Origin of the sequence: Pantoea ananatis PA13 (assembly GCF_000233595.1) — a bacterium.
GTDB lineage: Bacteria > Pseudomonadota > Gammaproteobacteria > Enterobacterales > Enterobacteriaceae > Pantoea > Pantoea ananatis.
Map to the genome: position 1 here is coordinate 2853190 of NC_017554.1, position 17600 is coordinate 2870789.

The following is a 17600-nucleotide window of genomic DNA, read 5'->3' on the forward strand; positions in this document are numbered from 1 at the left end:
TGATGTCCTGGTTTAAACGCTATCGCCCTATTTCGCTGCGGACGCGCTTCTTACTGGCTTCCGCCGCCATTGTATTAATTCTTTCCCTTTCTTATGGCATGGTTGCGGTCATTGGCTATGTGGTAAGTTTTGATAAAAATACCTATCGCGTGATGCGGGGAGAAAGTAATTTATTTTTCACCTTGGCACAGTGGAAAGATAATAAGCTCACCATCGCCCAGCCTGAGCGCACGATGCTCAATTTCCCAACGCTGGTATTTATTTATGATGAACACGGCAAACTGCTCTGGCAGCAGCGCGACGTGCCGGAAATTCGTGAAAAGATCCAACCTGAATGGCTGTTGAAGCCGGACTTCTATGAGATAGATACCAACAACAGCACCAGCCGGGCTGCGATGGGCGATAACCTTACCGCTCAGCAGCAGCTCCACGCCTGGGATAATGACGATGACGATCAGGACACCTTTACCCACTCGGTAGCGGTAAACCGCTATGACGCGACAACCAATCTGCCCGCGCTGACCATTGTCGTGGTCGATACGATTCCGCAGGAGCTTCAGCATTCCGATGTGGTCTGGTCATGGTTCAGCTATGTGCTGGCGGCCAACCTGATTTTAATCGTTCCCTTGCTCTGGCTGGCGGCCCACTGGAGCCTGCGTCCAATCGGGCATTTAACGCTTCAGGTGCGCGAGCTGGAAACCGGACAGCGTGAAAACCTGGATGACAATCCGCCGCAGGAGTTACGCTCGCTGGTGCGTAACCTTAATCTGCTGCTGACCAACGAACGTCAGCGGTATACCCGCTACCGCACCACGCTTGCTGACCTGACCCATAGCCTGAAAACGCCGCTGGCGGTGCTGCAAACTACCCTGCGCTCTCTGCGCGGCGGTAAAGAGCTGACGGTGGAACAGGCCGAACCGATTATGCTGGAGCAGATCAGCCGCATTTCGCAGCAGGTGGGATATTACCTGCACCGCGCCAGCATGCAGGCCGATCACAATCCGCTACAGCGCGATCTGCATTCAGTGTCCGGTTTGCTGGACAGCTTGTGTTCAGCGCTGAATAAGGTTTATCAGCGTAAAGGCGTCGAAATCACGCTGGATATCTCACCAGAAACCACCTTCTTCGGCGATCAGAATGACTTTATGGAAGTGCTGGGTAACGTCCTGGATAATGCCTGCAAGTACTGTCTGGAATTTATTGAAGTCAGCGCCCATCAGACCGACCATGCCTTGCATCTTTATATCGATGATGACGGTCCGGGCATTCCTGAAAGCAAACGCGATATGATATTTGTGCGTGGGCAGCGCGCCGATACCTTACGTCCCGGTCAGGGGCTGGGGCTGGCGGTAGTTCGCGATATTCTCGAACAGTATGCCGGTAAGGTCATTGCCTCTAGTAGCCCACTAGGCGGTGCGCGCATGGAAGTGGTGTTTGAGCGGCAGGAAATGGAACATCGCCGCGAGTAGTTCACGCCGCGGGCTGTTATACTTGCGGGTATTTACAGCCCTTAGCGGAATCTCTCTATGGATTATCAGCTCGATCTCAACTGGCCCGATTTTATTCAGCGTTACTGGCAAAAGCGCCCGGTGGTGCTGAAGCGTGGCTTCAAGAACTTTATCGATCCCATCTCGCCTGATGAACTGGCGGGATTAGCTATGGAAAATGAGGTCGACAGCCGTCTGGTCAGCCAGCAAAACGAAAAGTGGCAGGTCAGCCACGGTCCGTTTGAAAGTTATGACCACCTGGGTGAGAACAACTGGTCACTGCTGGTGCAGGCGGTGAACCACTGGCATGAGCCTTCCGCCGCGCTGATGCGCCCTTTCCGCTTTCTGCCGGACTGGCGCTTAGATGACCTGATGATCTCCTTTTCCGTACCCGGCGGAGGCGTTGGCCCGCACTTTGACCAGTATGATGTGTTTATCATTCAGGGCACCGGCCGTCGTCGCTGGCGCGTCGGAGAAAAAGTACCGCTGAAACAGCATTGTCCTCATCCTGACCTGCTTCAGGTCGAACCTTTCGATGCCATCATTGATGAAGAGATGGAGCCGGGCGATATTCTGTATATTCCACCCGGATTTCCGCACGAAGGATACTCGCTGGAAAATGCTCTGAACTACTCTGTGGGCTTCCGCGCGCCCAGCGGGCGTGAGCTGATTAGCGGCTTTGCCGATTACGCGCTGGCGAATGAGCTGGGTAGCCTGCGTTACAGCGATCCGGACGTGCCCGCGCGTGACTGCCCGTCGCTGATCCTGCCGCAGGAGGTCGAAGGCTTGCGCAAGGTGATGCTGGATGTGGTGAATCAGCCAGCGCATTTTGAACAGTGGCTGGGTGAGTTTATTTCGCAGTCCCGACATGAACTTGACGTTGCGCCGCCGGAGCCGCCTTATCAGCCCGATGAAATCTACGATGCGCTGCAGCAGGGCGATGTGCTGTCGCGCCTTGGCGGCTTACGCGTCCTGACGCTGGGCAATGCCGTCTATATCAACGGCGAACGCGTTGAATGCGCGCACCCGGCGGTCATGGCTGTGCTGGCGCACAATCACGAAATCGCGCTTGAGGATTTGGGTGATGCGCTGGACGATCCCGCGGTACTGGCGCAGATTGCCGGGCTGGTCAACGCCGGTTACTGGTACTTTAGCGCGGAATAACGCCTTGCCGTTGCCACGGTTTTAACGGCCGCGTTGCCCTGTCGGGCAACGCGGCCTTTTATATTCAGGCTTTTCTCTGCCCCGCCAGCGCCGCCAGACGGACGATAACCTCAACCGATTGCGCCATAATATTCAGCGACGCAAATTCATGTTTGCCGTGATAGTTATAGCCACCGGTAAACAGGTTTGGACAAGGTAGCCCTTTCCATGACAGCGACGAACCGTCCGTACCGCCGCGAATCGGTTTCACCACCGGCTCGATGCCGCAGTCGCGCATCGCCTGCAGGGCCAGGTCGATAATGTGCGGGAAAGGTTCGACTTTCTCACGCATGTTGCGATAGCTGTTGCTGATCTCCACGGTAACAGAGCAGTCCGGATGCAATCCCTTGTTGATCTCCTCCGCCACCTGCAGCAGCGTATTTTTCCGCTGTTCAAAGGCTGCCGTATCGAAATCACGGATGATGTAGTGCATCTCCGCATTTTCAACCGTGCCCTTCATCTGGTGAAGATGGAAGAAGCCTTCATAGCCGTCAGTGCACTCTGGTTTCTCTCCGGCAGGCAGCGCGGCGTTAAAGCGGGTGGCCAGTTCCAGCGCATTCACCATCACGTTTTTCGCGGAGCCGGGGTGAACGTTGTTACCCACCACCTTCACCAGCGCCGAAGCCGCATTGAAGTTTTCGTATTCGAATTCGCCCACATCGCTACCGTCAACGGTATAAGCCCAGTCGGCCGCAAAACCTTCAACATCGAAATGCGATGTGCCGCGGCCAATCTCTTCATCCGGGGTGAAGGCAACGCGAATCGCGCCGTGCGGAATATCGCCCTCTGCCAGCCGCGCCATCGCCGTCATGATTTCTGCTATACCGGCTTTGTCATCGGCACCCAGCAGGGTTTTTCCATCGGTGGTAATCAGCGTGTGCCCCGTCAGCTTATGGAGCACCGGAAACATCACCGGTGACAGCACTTCATCCCCATTTCCCAGCGCAATATCTCCGCCCCGGTAGTTTTCGATGATCTGCGGATTGACATTTTTCGCAGTAAAATCCGGCGAGGTATCCATATGAGAAATAAAGCCAATAACCGGCGTTGGCCAGTCAACATTTGCCGGTAACGTGCCCATCACACAGCAGTGATCGCTGAGGCTGACATCAACAAAGCCCAACGCCAGCAGCTCTTCCTGCAGCTGGCGGGCCAGAATCCACTGCCCTTCACTGCTTGGCACCTGACGTGCCTGAGGTTTTGCCTGAGTTTCCACTGCCACATAACGCAAAAAGCGTTCGAGTAATTGCTTCATATGCCATCCTTAAAATTTGCCGCCCGTTATTATTAACAGACGAGCAAGCGGTCGCGTTGCGTCAAATCATTATCCTTCAGGTTAGTCCCTGTGCGGCAAATTAAGAATGGCGAATTGCATTAAAAAGCATGCAACTGCTGTTTTTTGCGGCGATTTTCGCACGCTTTTCACGGCCGTCGCCCGCAGCGTTAAAGCTGGGCCTGTTTTTGACCGCTGTGCGGGTCTGCGTGGGGCCGCTGGCAGCCTGCGGACAGGCGACATACAATGGTTATTGGGCGGAAAAAATGGTGCGGCGATCGCGCGGAAACGAAGGAGGACAGAAGGACGCTGGAAACCTGTCTGGATGAACAGCGGGCGAGTAGCCCGCGATTCATCCGGCGGCACAAGGCGTTATTTGTGTAGCGCGTGCAGCAGCTTATGCACAAAAGCAGGCACCACCTCGCTGGCCAGTCCATAGTGGCTTTCGGCAAACTCGTTACCGACCTGGCTCGGTTCAAGGTTCAGCTCTACCGTATGCGCCCCCTGCAGTTTTGCCTCATGGACGAATCCGGCGGCCGGATAAACATGGCCCGAGGTGCCAATGGCGATAAACAGATTCGCCTGCTCCAGCGCCTGGTAGATCTCTTCCATGCCGAGCGGCATTTCGCCGAACCAGACGACGTGCGGACGCAGCACCGAGGGGAACTGACAGCAGGTACAGCGATCTTCTGGCGTGACATCTTCATGCCAGTCGATAACCTGGCCGCTGTTGGCGCAGCGCACTTTTAACAGCTCGCCGTGCATGTGCAGCACGCGGCTGTTGCCCGCGCGTTCATGCAAATTATCGATATTCTGCGTGACCAACAGAAAGTTATCGCCCAATACCTGTTCAAGCTCCGCCAGGGCAAGATGTGCCGCGTTGGGCTGGATCTCCGGTTGCTGAAGCTGCTGGCGACGGGCGTTATAAAAACGCTGAACCAGCGCCGGGTCACGTCTGAAACCTTCTGGCGTCGCGACATCTTCTACCCGGTGCTCTTCCCATAATCCGTCAGCGGCACGAAAGGTGTTAATTCCCGATTCTGCGGATATCCCCGCACCCGTTAAGACAACGATTCTCGGCAACGGGTGCGCCGCCAGTTCGGCCTGACGATCGCGTTCGAAAATACGCTGGCGAAAGCGCTGATGCACTTTTCTGCGCGTTTTCTTCAGGCGGGCAAGTCGTAAACGGCGACGAGGTGTACGCATAAAGTCTCCTGGTGCGGTAGCGAAAGGCAGCTACCGCGGGTCAATATAAAGCGGGCGATGAGGCCCGGTGGTCGGTTTAAGGTTTACATCATCCTGCTGTCAGGCGCGTGCGCCTGAGCTGATTACTGGCCGCTCAGCACGCGAGCCGGATCGATACGACTGGCGCGCCGCGCCGGATACCAACTTGCCAGCAGGCTTAGCACAATAGCGGTAATCAATACCGAAAACACGTCCAGCCAGTGTAATTCAGACGGCAGGAAGTCAATGAAATAGATATCGCCCGCTAATAAATGGTGACCGGTCAGGGATTCCAGCCCTTTCATCAGCGAAGTGAGGTTGAGCGCCACCAGCACCCCAACCACTACGCCGCTGACGCTGCCCAGTAAGCCCGCCAGCAGGCCATACCAGATAAAGATGGCGCGGATCAGCCCGTCTTTCGCCCCCAGCGTGCGCAGTACCGCAATATCACTGCTCTTGTCTTTCACGGCCATCACCAGCGTGGAAACGATGTTGAAACAGGCCACGCCAATAACCAGCACCATCGCCAGATACATGATGGCGCGGATCATTTGAATATCGCGGTACATATAGCCGTAGGTGCCGATCCAGCTTTTGATATAGACGTAAGCGTGCGTGACTTCTCCGGCCGCCCGCACCAGTTTAGCCGCCTGGAACGGATCGTTCATTTTCAGCGCGATACCGGTGACGTTGTCGCCCATATCCAGATATTGCTGCGCATCCGCAAGCGGCACCAGCGCCAGGCTGTGATCCAGCATGCCGCTCAACTGAAGAATGCCGCTCACCTGCAAACGAATGCGTTTAGGTTGCAGTAGCTTATTTTCGCCATCATTGTTAGGGATCATGATGGTGATCCAGTCGCCCTGCTTCACGTTCAGCGCCTGAGCAATGCCGCCGCCGAGGATGATCTGACTTTTACCCGGCGCAAAGCTTGCCCAGGCGTTGTCTGTGACAAACTGCGGCAGCGCGCTTAGACGCGGTTCCTGCGCCGGATCCACGCCTTTAACCTGCAGCGCTTCCATCTTTGTGCCGCTTTCAATCAGTCCGGTAAAATTGATATAGGGAGCCGCAGCGGCGATACCCGGTACCTGCTCAATCGGCGCAATCATGGACTGCCAGTGCTGAAACGGCGGATTAACCGCTTCAATCTCCCCGTGCGGCACTACGGCCAGAATGCGCTTGTTCAGCTCACGTTCGAATCCGTTCATTGCGCTGAGGCCAATGATTAATACCGCCACGCCCAGGGCGATACCGATCGTGGAAATAACGGAGATCAGCGAAACCATTCCTCCGCGACGGCGACCGCGGCTAAAACGCAGCCCCAACAGCAGCGATAACGACGATCCCATCAGACCGCTCCCGCAAGAACGATGCGATCGCTTAACTGGCCGTCACGCATCTCCATCTGCCGCGACATGCGCTTCGCCAGATGCAGGTCGTGTGTCACCACCAGAAACGCGGTGCCCTGACGCACATTCAGTTCACCCAACAGTTCGAAAATCGCGTCGGCGTTGCGCGCATCCAGGTTACCCGTTGGCTCATCGGCCATGACCAGGCGCGGGCGGTTAACCAGCGCACGGGCGATAGCCACACGTTGACGTTCACCGCCAGAGAGTTCCGAGGGACGATGCGCCGCACGGTGTTCCAGCCCGACCGCCGCCAGCATTTCGCGCGCGCGGGTTTGCGCTTCGCCTTTAGCCACTTTGCCGATCAGTAACGGCATGGCGACATTTTCCAGCGCGGTGAAATCAGGCAGCAGATGGTGAAACTGATAGATAAAGCCGAGCTCACGATTACGTAACTCCGCTTTAGCAGAGGATGACATCCCGTTTAGCGAACGGCCGTCAAACACCACTTCTCCCGAGGTGGGCGCATCCAGCCCGCCCAGCAGGTGCAACAGGGTACTTTTACCTGAACCCGAACTGCCAACAATCGCCATCAGTTCACCAGGTTGCACATCAAAGGTCACATTGCGCAGTACGTCGGTCTGGACGCTGCCTTCCTGATAGCGTTTGCACAGGTCACGGCACTGCAACAAAGGAGAGTTACTCATAGCGTAAAGCCTCAGCGGGTTGTACGGCGGCAGCGCGCCATGAAGGGTAAAGCGTGGAAAGCAGCGCAATAATCATTGCGCTGAAGGCGATAGTCACCACCTGCCACATATTAATATCGACGGGCAGCGCCGCGCCATCCAGGAACAGGCCGATAACCGGCATCAGGTTGTTGAGCTGGCTGGCTAACAGCACGCCCAGCAGCGCACCGAGCAGCGTGCCGATGATGCCGGCACTGGCGCCCTGTACCATAAAGACGGCGACAATCTGACGGCGGGTTAATCCCTGGGTTTGCAGAATAGCCACTTCGCCCTGCTTCTCCATGATCAACAGGCCCAGCGAGGTGATGATATTAAAGGCAGCGACGGCAATAATCAGGCTCAGCAGCAGCCCCATCATGTTCTTTTCCATGCGCACGGCCTGGAACAGATCCCCTTTACGCTCGCGCCAGTCCTTCCATACCATTCCCGCCGGTAAGCGTTGCTGAGTGACGGTATCTACCTGCAGCGGTTTATCCAGCCACAGACGCCAGCCGGTGATATTCCCTGCCGGATAGCGCATTATCCGTGAGGCATCCTGTTGATTGACCAGGATCTGGTAGCCGTCCACCTCGCTGTTAGCCGCATAGGTTCCGGCGACGGTAAACAGGCGCTGGCTCGGTACGCGGCCCATCGGGGTGAACTGGCTCACCGACGGCACCATTAATCGCAGCGTATCTCCGCGTTTGACGCCGAGTTGCGAGGCCAGTTGTTCACCCAGGATAACGTTGTACTGTCCCGGCTGCAGCACAGTCTGCTGGGTGTTAACGAGGTAGGGCGTAAGCGGGTCTTTTTCATCCGGCTGAATGCCTAACATCACCCCAACCGAAACGCTGTGTGGGCTTTGCAGCACGACGTTCGCGGTGGTTAACGGCGCAATGCGGTTAACGCCGTTCAGCTTAAGAGCGGATGCCGGGAATTGTTGAGGATTGATGCTGCCTTTGTCGCTAGTGACCAGCGCCTGCGGCATCAGGCCCAGGATGTTGCCCTCAAGCTCTCGCTCGAAACCATTCATCACAGACAGCACAGTAATCATTGCCAGCACGCCAAGCGTGATACCAATGGTGGAGAGCCAGGAGACAAAGCGACCGAAACGGTCTGCGGCTCTTCCGCGCATGTAGCGCAGACCGATAAATAGCGCGACAGGTTGATACATGGAATCCAATGTGCAGTTGCTGGAAAATAAGTAGAGAGGATGATAAAGGAGCGGCCCACTTTATGAAACCACTAACCCTCTGAGTCTGCTGCAAAGTTGTATCAGAATAGGTTAGGAAAGTGTTCGATGCACAGGATTAGGCTACAAAGAGGGGGTTAATCGTACGATTATTCAGCGCGCAAGCCGATATACTCCGTATCCTAAAGTGATGACGGCAATGAACGTCACGCTGATGTACCCGTTTGACTTTCCTGCGGACCTTGTTCGCAAAAAAGATTTACACACAGCAACCCTTCAGTCACGCCTGCCCAAAGGCGAAGCGGTAGAAAAATTTACCGCAGAGGTGATCCCCATGGCGTATTATGGAATGATTACGCCCTGGTAAAAATGGAGCAACCTCGAGATCACATGTCCGAACCGACTCGCTATACCCTGCCCGTGAAATCTGGCGATCAACGCCAGCTCGGCCAGCTGACTGGCGCTGCGCACGCGGTTGAGTGTGCCAGCATTACCGAGCGTCATGCTGGTCCGGTGTTAATGATTACACCCGATACGCAAACCGCCCTGCGGCTGCTGGACGAGATTCGTCAGTTTACCGATTTGCCTGTCACGCATCTCGCAGACTGGGAGACGCTGCCTTATGACAGTTTCTCACCGCATCAGGACATTATTTCGGCCCGTCTTTCCACCCTGTATCAACTGCCTACCTTGCAGCGCGGCATGCTGATTATGCCGGTCAACACGCTGATGCAGCGCGTTTGCCCGCACAGCTTCCTGCACGGCCATGCGCTGGTGATGCAGCAGGGTCAGAAACTGTCACGCGATCGCCTGCGCGATCAGCTTGAACAGGCGGGCTACCGCCATGTGGACCAGGTGATGGAGCACGGGGAATACGCGACCCGCGGCGCTCTGCTCGACCTGTTCCCGATGGGCAGCGAGCAACCTTACCGTATTGATTTTTTTGATGACGAGATCGACAGCCTGCGCCTGTTTGACGTCGACAGCCAGCGCACGCTGGAAGCCGTTCCCGCCATCAATCTGCTGCCGGCCCACGAGTTTCCCAGCGATAAAGCCGCTATAGAGCTCTTCCGCAGCCGCTGGCGTGAAATTTTTGATGTTCGCCGTGAAGCCGAGCATGTTTATCAGCAGGTGAGCAAAGGCACCCTGCCCGCCGGTATTGAATACTGGCAACCCTTGTTCTTTGAACAGCCGTTACCCTCGCTGTTCAGCTATCTGCCTGATAATACGCTGATTGTTAACTGCGGCGATCTGGAAGGCGGCGCAGACCGATTCTGGAATGATGCCAACGCGCGCTACGAAAATCGCCGTGTTGACCCGATGCGTCCGCTGCTTGAGCCCGCCACGCTGTGGCTGAGGCCGGATGCGTTGATGAGCGAGCTGAAAGCCTGGCCGCGCATCCGTATGACCCATGACGTTTTGCCGGCCAAAGCGGCCAACACCAACCTGGGTTATGAATCTCTGCCGGACTTATCGGTTCAGGCCCAGGCGAAAGCCCCGCTGGATAACCTGCGTCAGTTTCTGGAGCAGTTCAGCGGCGGCGTCGTGTTCTCCGTGGAGAGCGAAGGCCGCCGTGAAAGCCTGCAAGAGCTGCTGGCGCGCATCAAAATTCGCCCTAAGGCCATTCATCATCTGCGCGAAGTCAGCGCCGGAGAGCATGTGCTGATGATCGGCGCCAGCGAGCGTGGCTTTGTGGATACGCAAGGCCATCGTGCGCTGATCTGTGAAAGCGATCTGCTGGGCGAGCGCATCAGCCGTCGCCGCCAGGATACGCGCCGTACCATTAATCCGGACATTCTCATCCGCAACCTGGCGGAATTGCATCCGGGGCAGCCGGTCGTGCATCTTGAACATGGTGTGGGCCGCTATATCGGCCTGACCACGCTTGAAGCCGGCGGCATCCAGGCCGAGTATCTGATGCTCTCTTATGCCAACGATGCCAAGCTGTACGTGCCGGTTTCCTCGCTTCATCTGATCAGCCGCTATGCGGGTGGCGCCGATGAAAACGCGCCGCTGCATAAGCTGGGCAGCGATGCCTGGTCACGCGCCCGTCAGAAAGCGGCCGAGAAAGTGCGCGACGTCGCCGCCGAGCTGCTGGATATCTATGCGCAGCGCGCGGCAAAAAGCGGCTATGCCTTTAAACACGACCGCGAGCAGTATCAGCTCTTCTGCGAAAGTTTCCCGTTTGAAACCACGCCCGATCAGGCTCAGGCTATCAATGCCGTGTTAAGCGATATGTGTCAGCCGCTGGCGATGGATCGTCTGGTCTGTGGCGATGTGGGCTTCGGTAAAACAGAAGTGGCGATGCGTGCCGCCTTCCTGGCGGTGGAAAACAATAAGCAGGTGGCGGTGCTGGTGCCGACCACGCTGCTGGCACAGCAGCACTATGATAACTTCCGCGATCGTTTCGCTAACTGGCCCGTGCGCATCGAAATGCTGTCCCGCTTCCGCAGCGCCAGGGAGCAAAACCAGATACTGCAGGAAGCCAGCGAAGGCAAAATCGACATTCTGATTGGTACGCATAAGCTGTTGATGAGCGATATCAAATGGCACGATCTGGGCTTGCTGATTGTGGATGAAGAGCACCGGTTTGGCGTGCGTCATAAAGAGCGCATCAAAGCGATGCGTGCCGATGTCGATATTCTGACGCTGACCGCTACGCCGATCCCCCGCACTCTGAATATGGCCATGAGCGGAATGCGCGATCTCTCCATCATCGCCACGCCACCAGCGCGTCGACTCGCGGTAAAAACCTTTGTTCGGGAATTTGACGATCTGGTGATCCGCGAAGCGATTCTGCGCGAAATCCTGCGTGGGGGTCAGGTTTATTACCTGTACAACGATGTTGAGAACATTGAGAAAGCCGCTCAGCGCCTGACGGAACTGGTGCCAGAGGCGCGCGTCGCCATCGGCCACGGGCAAATGCGCGAGCGCGACCTTGAGCGGGTGATGAATGACTTCCATCATCAGCGTTTCAACGTTCTGGTCTGCACCACCATTATTGAAACCGGCATTGATATCCCAACGGCCAATACCATTATTATTGAGCGCGCCGACCACTTCGGGCTGGCGCAGCTGCACCAGCTGCGCGGACGCGTAGGCCGATCGCACCACCAGGCTTATGCCTGGCTGCTGACGCCGCACCCGAAAGCCATGACGACCGACGCGCAAAAACGCCTGGAAGCTATCGCCTCGCTGGAAGATCTGGGCGCAGGCTTTGCCCTGGCGACGCACGATCTGGAGATTCGTGGCGCGGGCGAACTGCTGGGTGAAGAACAAAGTGGTCAGATGGAAACGCTGGGCTTTTCACTCTACATGGAACTGCTGGAAAATGCGGTCGATGCCCTGAAAGCCGGTCGGGAACCTTCCCTCGAAGATCTCACCAGCAATCAAACTGAAGTCGAGTTACGTATGCCCGCCCTGCTGCCCGAGGCGTTTATTCCGGACGTGAATACGCGCCTGTCGCTGTATAAACGCATCGCCAGTGCCGAAGCAGAAGACGAGTTGCAGGAGCTGAAGGTGGAAATGATCGACCGCTTCGGTCTGCTACCCGATCCGGCCCGTAACCTGCTGGACATTGCCCTGTTGCGGATGAAGGCCAGAGCACTTGGCGTGCGTAAAATCGAAGCCAGCGATAAAGGTGGCTATTTTGATTTCGCGCCGCAAAACAGTGTGGATCCTGCCTGGCTAATCGGCCTGCTGCAAAAAGATGCGAAGCAGTGGAAGCTTGAAGGCCCGACGCGCCTGCGCTTTACCCGTGAACTGGCGGAAAGAAAGGTGCGTATGGAATGGGTGCAGTCGTTTATGGCGCAGCTCATGGAAAACCGGGTCGCCTCTTAACCCGCTCACCACCAGCATCAAGCGAAGCCGCCCCGCTCAGGGCGGCTTTTTTTATGCCTGCCTTCAGGCGGCCTCGTGAGCAAACAGGCTTATCCGGAACGGCGTGCCCTGTACTTATCTGGGTAGCGGCGGAGCAAACTGCAGCGCACCTGCAATTCGGTTCCAGGCGTTGATCGCCCCAATTGCCGAGGTCAGGAAAATCATCTCCTGCGACGTAAACAGGGTACTGACCACATCATATAGCGCATCCGGAATCGGCTGCTGTGCCATCAGCGTAAGCGCCTCCGTCCATGCCAGAGCGGCCGCTTCACGCCCGGAATAAATGCCCGCGTCGCGCCAGGTCGCGACTAAATCGATTTTCGCTGAAGCCAGCCCGGCTTTACGCGCCACATTAAGATGAAACTGAAGGCAAAATGCGCAGCCATTCAACTGCGATGCCCGGAGTTTGATCAGTTCGGTCAGTGTTTTATCCAGGCCTGCGTGGTCAACCGCCTTGCCCAGCATGCCCAGCGCTGCAACGACCTCGGGCGCAGCTTGTTCAAATGTAGACCAGTCGCTTCGGTGGTGAGAATACGATGCCATAATCAATCCTGCCTGTTAATATAAGAACACGAACAACAATATAAGAGTTCTTACATTATGCGCAAGTCAGGATCGCACAATCTGTCGCTGCCCGGCCCTGGAGAAGGCATGCGCGGCACAAAAGGCCACATTGGCTATCTGCTTCGTCAGGCGCATGCCGTTCATAAGATGCGGATGGAACATGCCCTGAAAGCCACGGGCCTGACTCTGCCCCAGTTTTCCGTGCTGACGATGCTGGCAGCCTACCCTGGTGCATCGGGTGCCGAACTGGCCCGGCTCTCCTTGCTGACGCCACAAACCATGAGCGTGATTGTCAGCAACCTTGAGCGGGCAAGCCTGATCCACCGTCGCCCTCACGAGGAGCATGGTCGAATTCAGATTATTGGCCTGACGGATGAAGGACAGCAGGTTCTGACCCGGAGCAAAGCGGCCGTTAAGGCGGCCGAAGCGGGTCTGCTTGCCGATCTGTCTTCTGAGGATGAAGGCGCTGTGCGGCGATGGCTGGTGAAGGTGGCGACCTTACCGACTGATCCGGTCTGAGGGCGATGTTGTCTGGCGCGCACCGCTTTACCGCTCAGCACAATAAGGCTTATCGCTGTGTTCGGCTCGCCCGGCGGCTTCATCGGGTCACGCAGGTTAGTAAAGCCTTCATGGTGACCCATAAAAAAAAGCGCATCCGGAGATGCGCTTTCGTGTTTCATGGTGTGCTGTGTGACCGCAATGCGGCAAGCTTTGCCCTGGATTTTATGCTTTATCGCCGTTCAGGATTAACTGTCCGTTACGGTCAACCGGGATACGGGTACCGGGATCGTTTTCCATGCGGATTTTACCCTGCTGGTCGCCGATCTTATAGGTGACGTCATAACCCAGCATTTTTTCCTGCTTGTCGTACACGGTCTTACAACGCTGTTCAGAGGTGGTGTAGGTATCGCGATCCTGCATACCGCCCTGAACCTGGTTGCCCGCATAACCGCCCGCCAGCGCACCGGCTACCGTTGCGACGTCGCGTCCACGACCGCCGCCAAACTGGTGGCCGAGAACACCACCGGCTACCGCACCCAGTACTGAACCGGCGATACGGTTTTCATCCTGAACCGGACGACGGTGCGTCAGCGTCACGTTACGACACTCCTGACGCGGTTGTTTAATCGATTCTTTAATTGGGGTTGCTGACAGCACCTGTGCATATTGTGGACCGCGATCAAACACGTTAATGCTTGCTACTGCGGCTACACCCAGTGCCGCTGCCACGCCAATACCGATACCCGCTAACATTGATTTATTCACAGGAAGTTCCTCCTGAAAGTGTTACCGCGCATTCCTGCCGCTGGGAAATCCCTTACAGCTCTGGCAGAACCGACGTGCGCGACTCGCCGTTTGGTTGAGATAAGTTTTACAGATGTAAAGCTTTTGCAATATCAGACAATGGGAAGAAAAGCGTGCCTGAAGCGTTAGTGCCACGTTTTCGGAGAGTTCTGAGCGACGATGAGGGGGCCGGATACCGCGCTGACTTCACGGCATAACAGACAAGTTAGCAATGAAATCAGCGGGTTAAAACAAAATCAGATGATGCGATTAGTGAAGCTTCAGACGGGGGCGGATGACCCGGTTGAGACTGCCCACGATCATCATTAGCCCGGTCTTAACATAACCGTGCAACGCGACCTGATGCATACGATACAGTGATATATAGACAAATCGGGCAATGCGCCCTTCTATCATCATCGATCCGCGCATCAGATTGCCCATCAGGCTTCCTACGGTGCTGAAGCGTGACAGAGAAACCAGTGAACCGTGGTCTTTATAAACATAGGCTTTAAGCGGCTTGCCCTGGTATTGCAACAGGATGTTATCCAGCGCACAGGATGCCATCTGGTGTGCGGACTGTGCGCGCGGGGGCACAAATCCACCGCCGGGTAAGGCGCAGGACGCGCAATCACCGATGGCATAGATGTCGTCATCCAGCGTGGTCTGGAGTGTCTCTTTCACCACCAGTTGGTTGATGCGATTGGTTTCCAGCCCGCCGATCGCTTTCATAAAGTCAGGCGCTTTAATCCCTGCCGCCCAGACCATTAAGTCGGCTTCAATAAACTCGCCACTTTTGGTATGCAGGCCCAGCTTGTCTGCGCTGGTCACCATCGTTTGTGTCAGAACGCGTACGCCAAGCTTGCTGAGCTCCTGATGGGCCGCAGAGGAGATACGTGGCGGTAGCGCAGGCAGAATACGTTCGCCCGCCTCCACCAGCGTGACGTTGAGTGCCTCGCTGCCCAGTGCTTTATACCCGTAGCTGTGTAGCTGCTTAACTGCATTGTGCAGTTCTGCCGACAGCTCAACACCCGTTGCACCGCCGCCGACGATAGCAATGTTCACCTTCTCCACCGCCCCTTCGCTGGCAGAGAATTTCAGGAACAGATTCAGCATTTCATTATGGAAACGACGCGCCTGCTGCGGATTGTCGAGGAAAATACAGTGATCTTTAACGCCTGGCGTGCCGAAATCGTTTGAGGTACTGCCCAGCGCCATGACCAGCGTGTCATAAGCCAGCTCGCGCTCGGGAACCAATACCTCCCCCTGCGAATTCACGACTTCAGCCAGTTGGATGACTTTTTTCTCACGGTTGATGTTCGTCAACGAGCCCAGTTGGAACTGAAAACCGTGGTTGCGGGCATGCGCCAGATAGCTGAGGGCGTCAATGCCTTCATCCATGGAGCCGGTGGCCACTTCATGCAGCAACGGCTTCCACAGATGGCTGTGGTTGCGGTCAACCAGGATAATCTCGGCTTTCTTCTTGCGACCCAGCTTATGGCCTAACTGCGTTGCCATCTCCAGCCCACCGGCGCCACCGCCGACGATGACAATTTTCTTAACAGATGTAGTCAACAAAAACCCCCCTCAAATTGTGAACCAAAAGTTAATCAATGGTTAAATTAAACCTTAATAAACATAGGGTTGGCGACATAATTTCGCTATCTGGGGGCAGAATAGCATGGCGGGAAGCGATGGGCCTCAGAAAATTGATGTACATCAAATTTAGCAGACAGTTCCTGGCAACGCCGACTACACAATCGGGCACCGCATGGGCGCCCGGCTGCGTCAATCTGCCGTTTTAAAGGCGTTCAGTCGGTGAAGATGGGGGGAAAGATTGCGGAACTTGTGGCTTTCGCTTTCGTCCCAAACGATCGGGTAGTAGGGATCCAGCAGTGCGGCGCTGCGCTGGCTGTCGAGAATCTCATCGTGGCGGGATAAAAGGGTCAGGCAGCGGCCGCGATTACGTTCACGAAAATCGCTGACGCACTTGGTGGCAATGTCCAGGTACTCTTCAGGTCGATCTATCTTGCCTTCCATATTTTCGTACGGAAACAGGTTGGGATTGAAAATCGCCTGGCGGATCGCGCACAAAAAACCAATACGTTCTGACCAGTACCCGCCCAGCCCTACGCCGCAGATCAGCGGATGCGGATCGTCGCTCAGACTGAGCATTTTATCGGTTTCTTTGAGCAGAAACTGCATGTCATGTTTGGGATGGCGCGTGCTGTAGCTGATGAGCCTGACGTCAGGATCGATAAACTGCAGTTGCAGCACTTTTTCGTGGTTGCCCGGACTGGATGAATCGAAACCGTGAAGATAAATAATCATGTTTATCCTTGAAGATCATCACACCGGGCAACCCGTGATTACCACGTCGCTTTATGCGCCAGCCAGCGTTCCTGCAGCGCGCTTAACTGCTGCGCATTCTGTTTCCAGCGGCGACTGGCCTTCAGGCTGTCCCGGCTAAAGGTTCCCCGATGGTACAACTGCACCACCGGCTCTGCCTCGATCACGGTCAAATTATCGATTACGCTTACCGCGCCCTGACGATCGTTACAGACCAGAATCATGTCGCATCCGGCAGACAGAGACTGTTGCGCACGCTCGGCATAGCTGCCCATCACCGCCGCGCCTTCCATCGAAAGATCGTCCGAGAAAATCACGCCCTTGAAACCCAGCTCCTGGCGTAACACCGTTTTCAGCCAGTAAGGTGAACCGCTGGCGGGGAGCGGATCGGCTTCCGTATAGATCACGTGTGCGGGCATAATAGCGTCGAGCGCCTGCTCGCCGATCAGCGTGCGGAATATCGCCATATCATGCTCGCGCAGTTCGGCTTCGCTGCGGCCATCACGCGGTGTCTCTTTGTGGGAGTCTGCACTGACCGCGCCGTGACCGGGGAAATGCTTACCGGTGGTTTTCATTCCGGCCTCATGCATGCCGGCAATAAAACGCCGCGCCATCGCCAGGGCAATCGCAGGGTCCTCATGGAACGCGCGATCGCCAATGGCCGCACTGATATGGCCGATATCCAGCACCGGCGCAAAGCTGATATCAATATCCAGCGCGATCATTTCGGCCGCCATCTGCCAGCCAGCCTGCTGCGCCAGCTCGCCTGCCGTTGTCATATCGTTGAGCGCGGCAAAAGACTGCATCGCGGGCAAATTCGTAAAGCCATCACGAAAACGCTGTACTCGCCCGCCCTCCTGATCCACCGCCACCACCAGGCGCGTAGGCGAGGCGGCACGAATCTGACGCACCAGCTCGGCCAGTTGAGCGGGGTCATGATAGTTGCGGGCGAAAAGGATTAATCCACCCACCAGCGGATGGCGCAGTATCTCACGCTCTTCCGCATCCAGTTCGAAACCTTCGACGTCCAGCATCAAGGGGCCGGGGAAACCTGTTGTCATAGCCTGAATCCTG

The 17600-nt window shown here is 56.2% G+C and carries 15 protein-coding genes; 5 read left to right on the top strand and 10 right to left on the bottom strand.

From position 1 onward, the window contains the following. Positions 1 to 2 precede the first annotated feature (2 nt). Together phoQ and PAGR_RS13435 are read left to right on the top strand one after the other, a co-directional pair. Positions 3 to 1469: a two-component system sensor histidine kinase PhoQ gene (gene phoQ / locus PAGR_RS13430; RefSeq protein WP_033765901.1), complete on the top strand. Its 1467-nt coding sequence runs from the start codon at positions 3 to 5 to the stop codon at positions 1467 to 1469. Positions 1470 to 1526: 57 nt separating this feature from the next. Beyond that, positions 1527 to 2651, top strand: a complete 1125-nt coding sequence (locus PAGR_RS13435) for a ribosomal protein uL16 3-hydroxylase (RefSeq protein WP_013025393.1) — start codon at positions 1527 to 1529, stop codon at positions 2649 to 2651. Between the two features lie 64 nt (positions 2652 to 2715). On the opposite strand, the gene pepT is transcribed toward PAGR_RS13435, so the two are convergent. The 5 genes from pepT to lolC form a co-directional block, all read right to left on the bottom strand. Beyond that, positions 2716 to 3945 carry a peptidase T gene (pepT, locus tag PAGR_RS13440; protein ID WP_013025392.1) on the bottom strand — a complete coding sequence of 410 codons (1230 nt, stop codon included), beginning with the start codon at positions 3943 to 3945 and terminating at the stop codon, positions 2716 to 2718. Between the two features lie 390 nt (positions 3946 to 4335). Further along, positions 4336 to 5169 (bottom strand): Sir2 family NAD+-dependent deacetylase, encoded by an 834-nt coding sequence (gene cobB, locus PAGR_RS13450; protein ID WP_014606118.1) that lies wholly within the window; start codon positions 5167 to 5169, stop codon positions 4336 to 4338. Between the two features lie 122 nt (positions 5170 to 5291). Beyond that, positions 5292 to 6536: a lipoprotein-releasing ABC transporter permease subunit LolE gene (gene lolE / locus PAGR_RS13455; protein ID WP_014606119.1), complete on the bottom strand. Its 1245-nt coding sequence runs from the start codon at positions 6534 to 6536 to the stop codon at positions 5292 to 5294. After that, on the bottom strand, positions 6536 to 7240 hold the full coding sequence (gene lolD, locus PAGR_RS13460; RefSeq protein WP_014606120.1) for a lipoprotein-releasing ABC transporter ATP-binding protein LolD: 705 nt from the start codon (positions 7238 to 7240) through the stop codon (positions 6536 to 6538). The genes lolE and lolD overlap by 1 nt, the downstream gene beginning before the upstream one ends. Then, positions 7233 to 8432 carry a lipoprotein-releasing ABC transporter permease subunit LolC gene (gene lolC / locus PAGR_RS13465; RefSeq protein ID WP_014593442.1) on the bottom strand — a complete coding sequence of 400 codons (1200 nt, stop codon included), beginning with the start codon at positions 8430 to 8432 and terminating at the stop codon, positions 7233 to 7235. Before lolC ends, lolD begins: the two co-directional genes overlap by 8 nt. A gap of 217 nt (positions 8433 to 8649) precedes the next feature. Between lolC and PAGR_RS23730 the strand changes: the two genes are divergently transcribed. Both PAGR_RS23730 and mfd read left to right on the top strand, forming a co-directional pair. Further along, positions 8650 to 8817, top strand: coding sequence for a hypothetical protein (locus PAGR_RS23730; protein ID WP_162470455.1), 168 nt, complete (start codon positions 8650 to 8652; stop codon positions 8815 to 8817). A gap of 23 nt (positions 8818 to 8840) precedes the next feature. Next, entirely contained in the window at positions 8841 to 12290 is a 3450-nt protein-coding gene (gene mfd / locus PAGR_RS13470) for a transcription-repair coupling factor (RefSeq protein WP_014606122.1), read from the top strand. A gap of 114 nt (positions 12291 to 12404) precedes the next feature. On the opposite strand, the gene PAGR_RS13475 is transcribed toward mfd, so the two are convergent. After that, complete coding sequence (locus PAGR_RS13475; protein WP_014606123.1) at positions 12405 to 12872, bottom strand: carboxymuconolactone decarboxylase family protein; 468 nt, start codon at positions 12870 to 12872, stop codon at positions 12405 to 12407. Positions 12873 to 12980: 108 nt separating this feature from the next. Between PAGR_RS13475 and PAGR_RS13480 the strand changes: the two genes are divergently transcribed. After that, positions 12981 to 13412 (top strand): MarR family winged helix-turn-helix transcriptional regulator, encoded by a 432-nt coding sequence (locus PAGR_RS13480; protein WP_227008725.1) that lies wholly within the window; start codon positions 12981 to 12983, stop codon positions 13410 to 13412. 204 nt (positions 13413 to 13616) lie between these two features. On the opposite strand, the gene PAGR_RS13485 is transcribed toward PAGR_RS13480, so the two are convergent. From PAGR_RS13485 to nagZ, 4 genes are all read right to left on the bottom strand, one after another. Beyond that, on the bottom strand, positions 13617 to 14159 hold the full coding sequence (locus tag PAGR_RS13485; protein WP_013025383.1) for a glycine zipper 2TM domain-containing protein: 543 nt from the start codon (positions 14157 to 14159) through the stop codon (positions 13617 to 13619). Positions 14160 to 14447: 288 nt separating this feature from the next. Then, positions 14448 to 15752 (bottom strand): NAD(P)/FAD-dependent oxidoreductase, encoded by a 1305-nt coding sequence (locus PAGR_RS13490; RefSeq protein ID WP_085980258.1) that lies wholly within the window; start codon positions 15750 to 15752, stop codon positions 14448 to 14450. A gap of 213 nt (positions 15753 to 15965) precedes the next feature. After that, on the bottom strand, positions 15966 to 16508 hold the full coding sequence (gene ycfP, locus PAGR_RS13495; RefSeq protein WP_014606124.1) for an alpha/beta hydrolase YcfP: 543 nt from the start codon (positions 16506 to 16508) through the stop codon (positions 15966 to 15968). A gap of 38 nt (positions 16509 to 16546) precedes the next feature. After that, positions 16547 to 17587, bottom strand: a complete 1041-nt coding sequence (gene nagZ, locus PAGR_RS13500; protein WP_014593437.1) for a beta-N-acetylhexosaminidase — start codon at positions 17585 to 17587, stop codon at positions 16547 to 16549. Positions 17588 to 17600 lie beyond the last annotated feature (13 nt).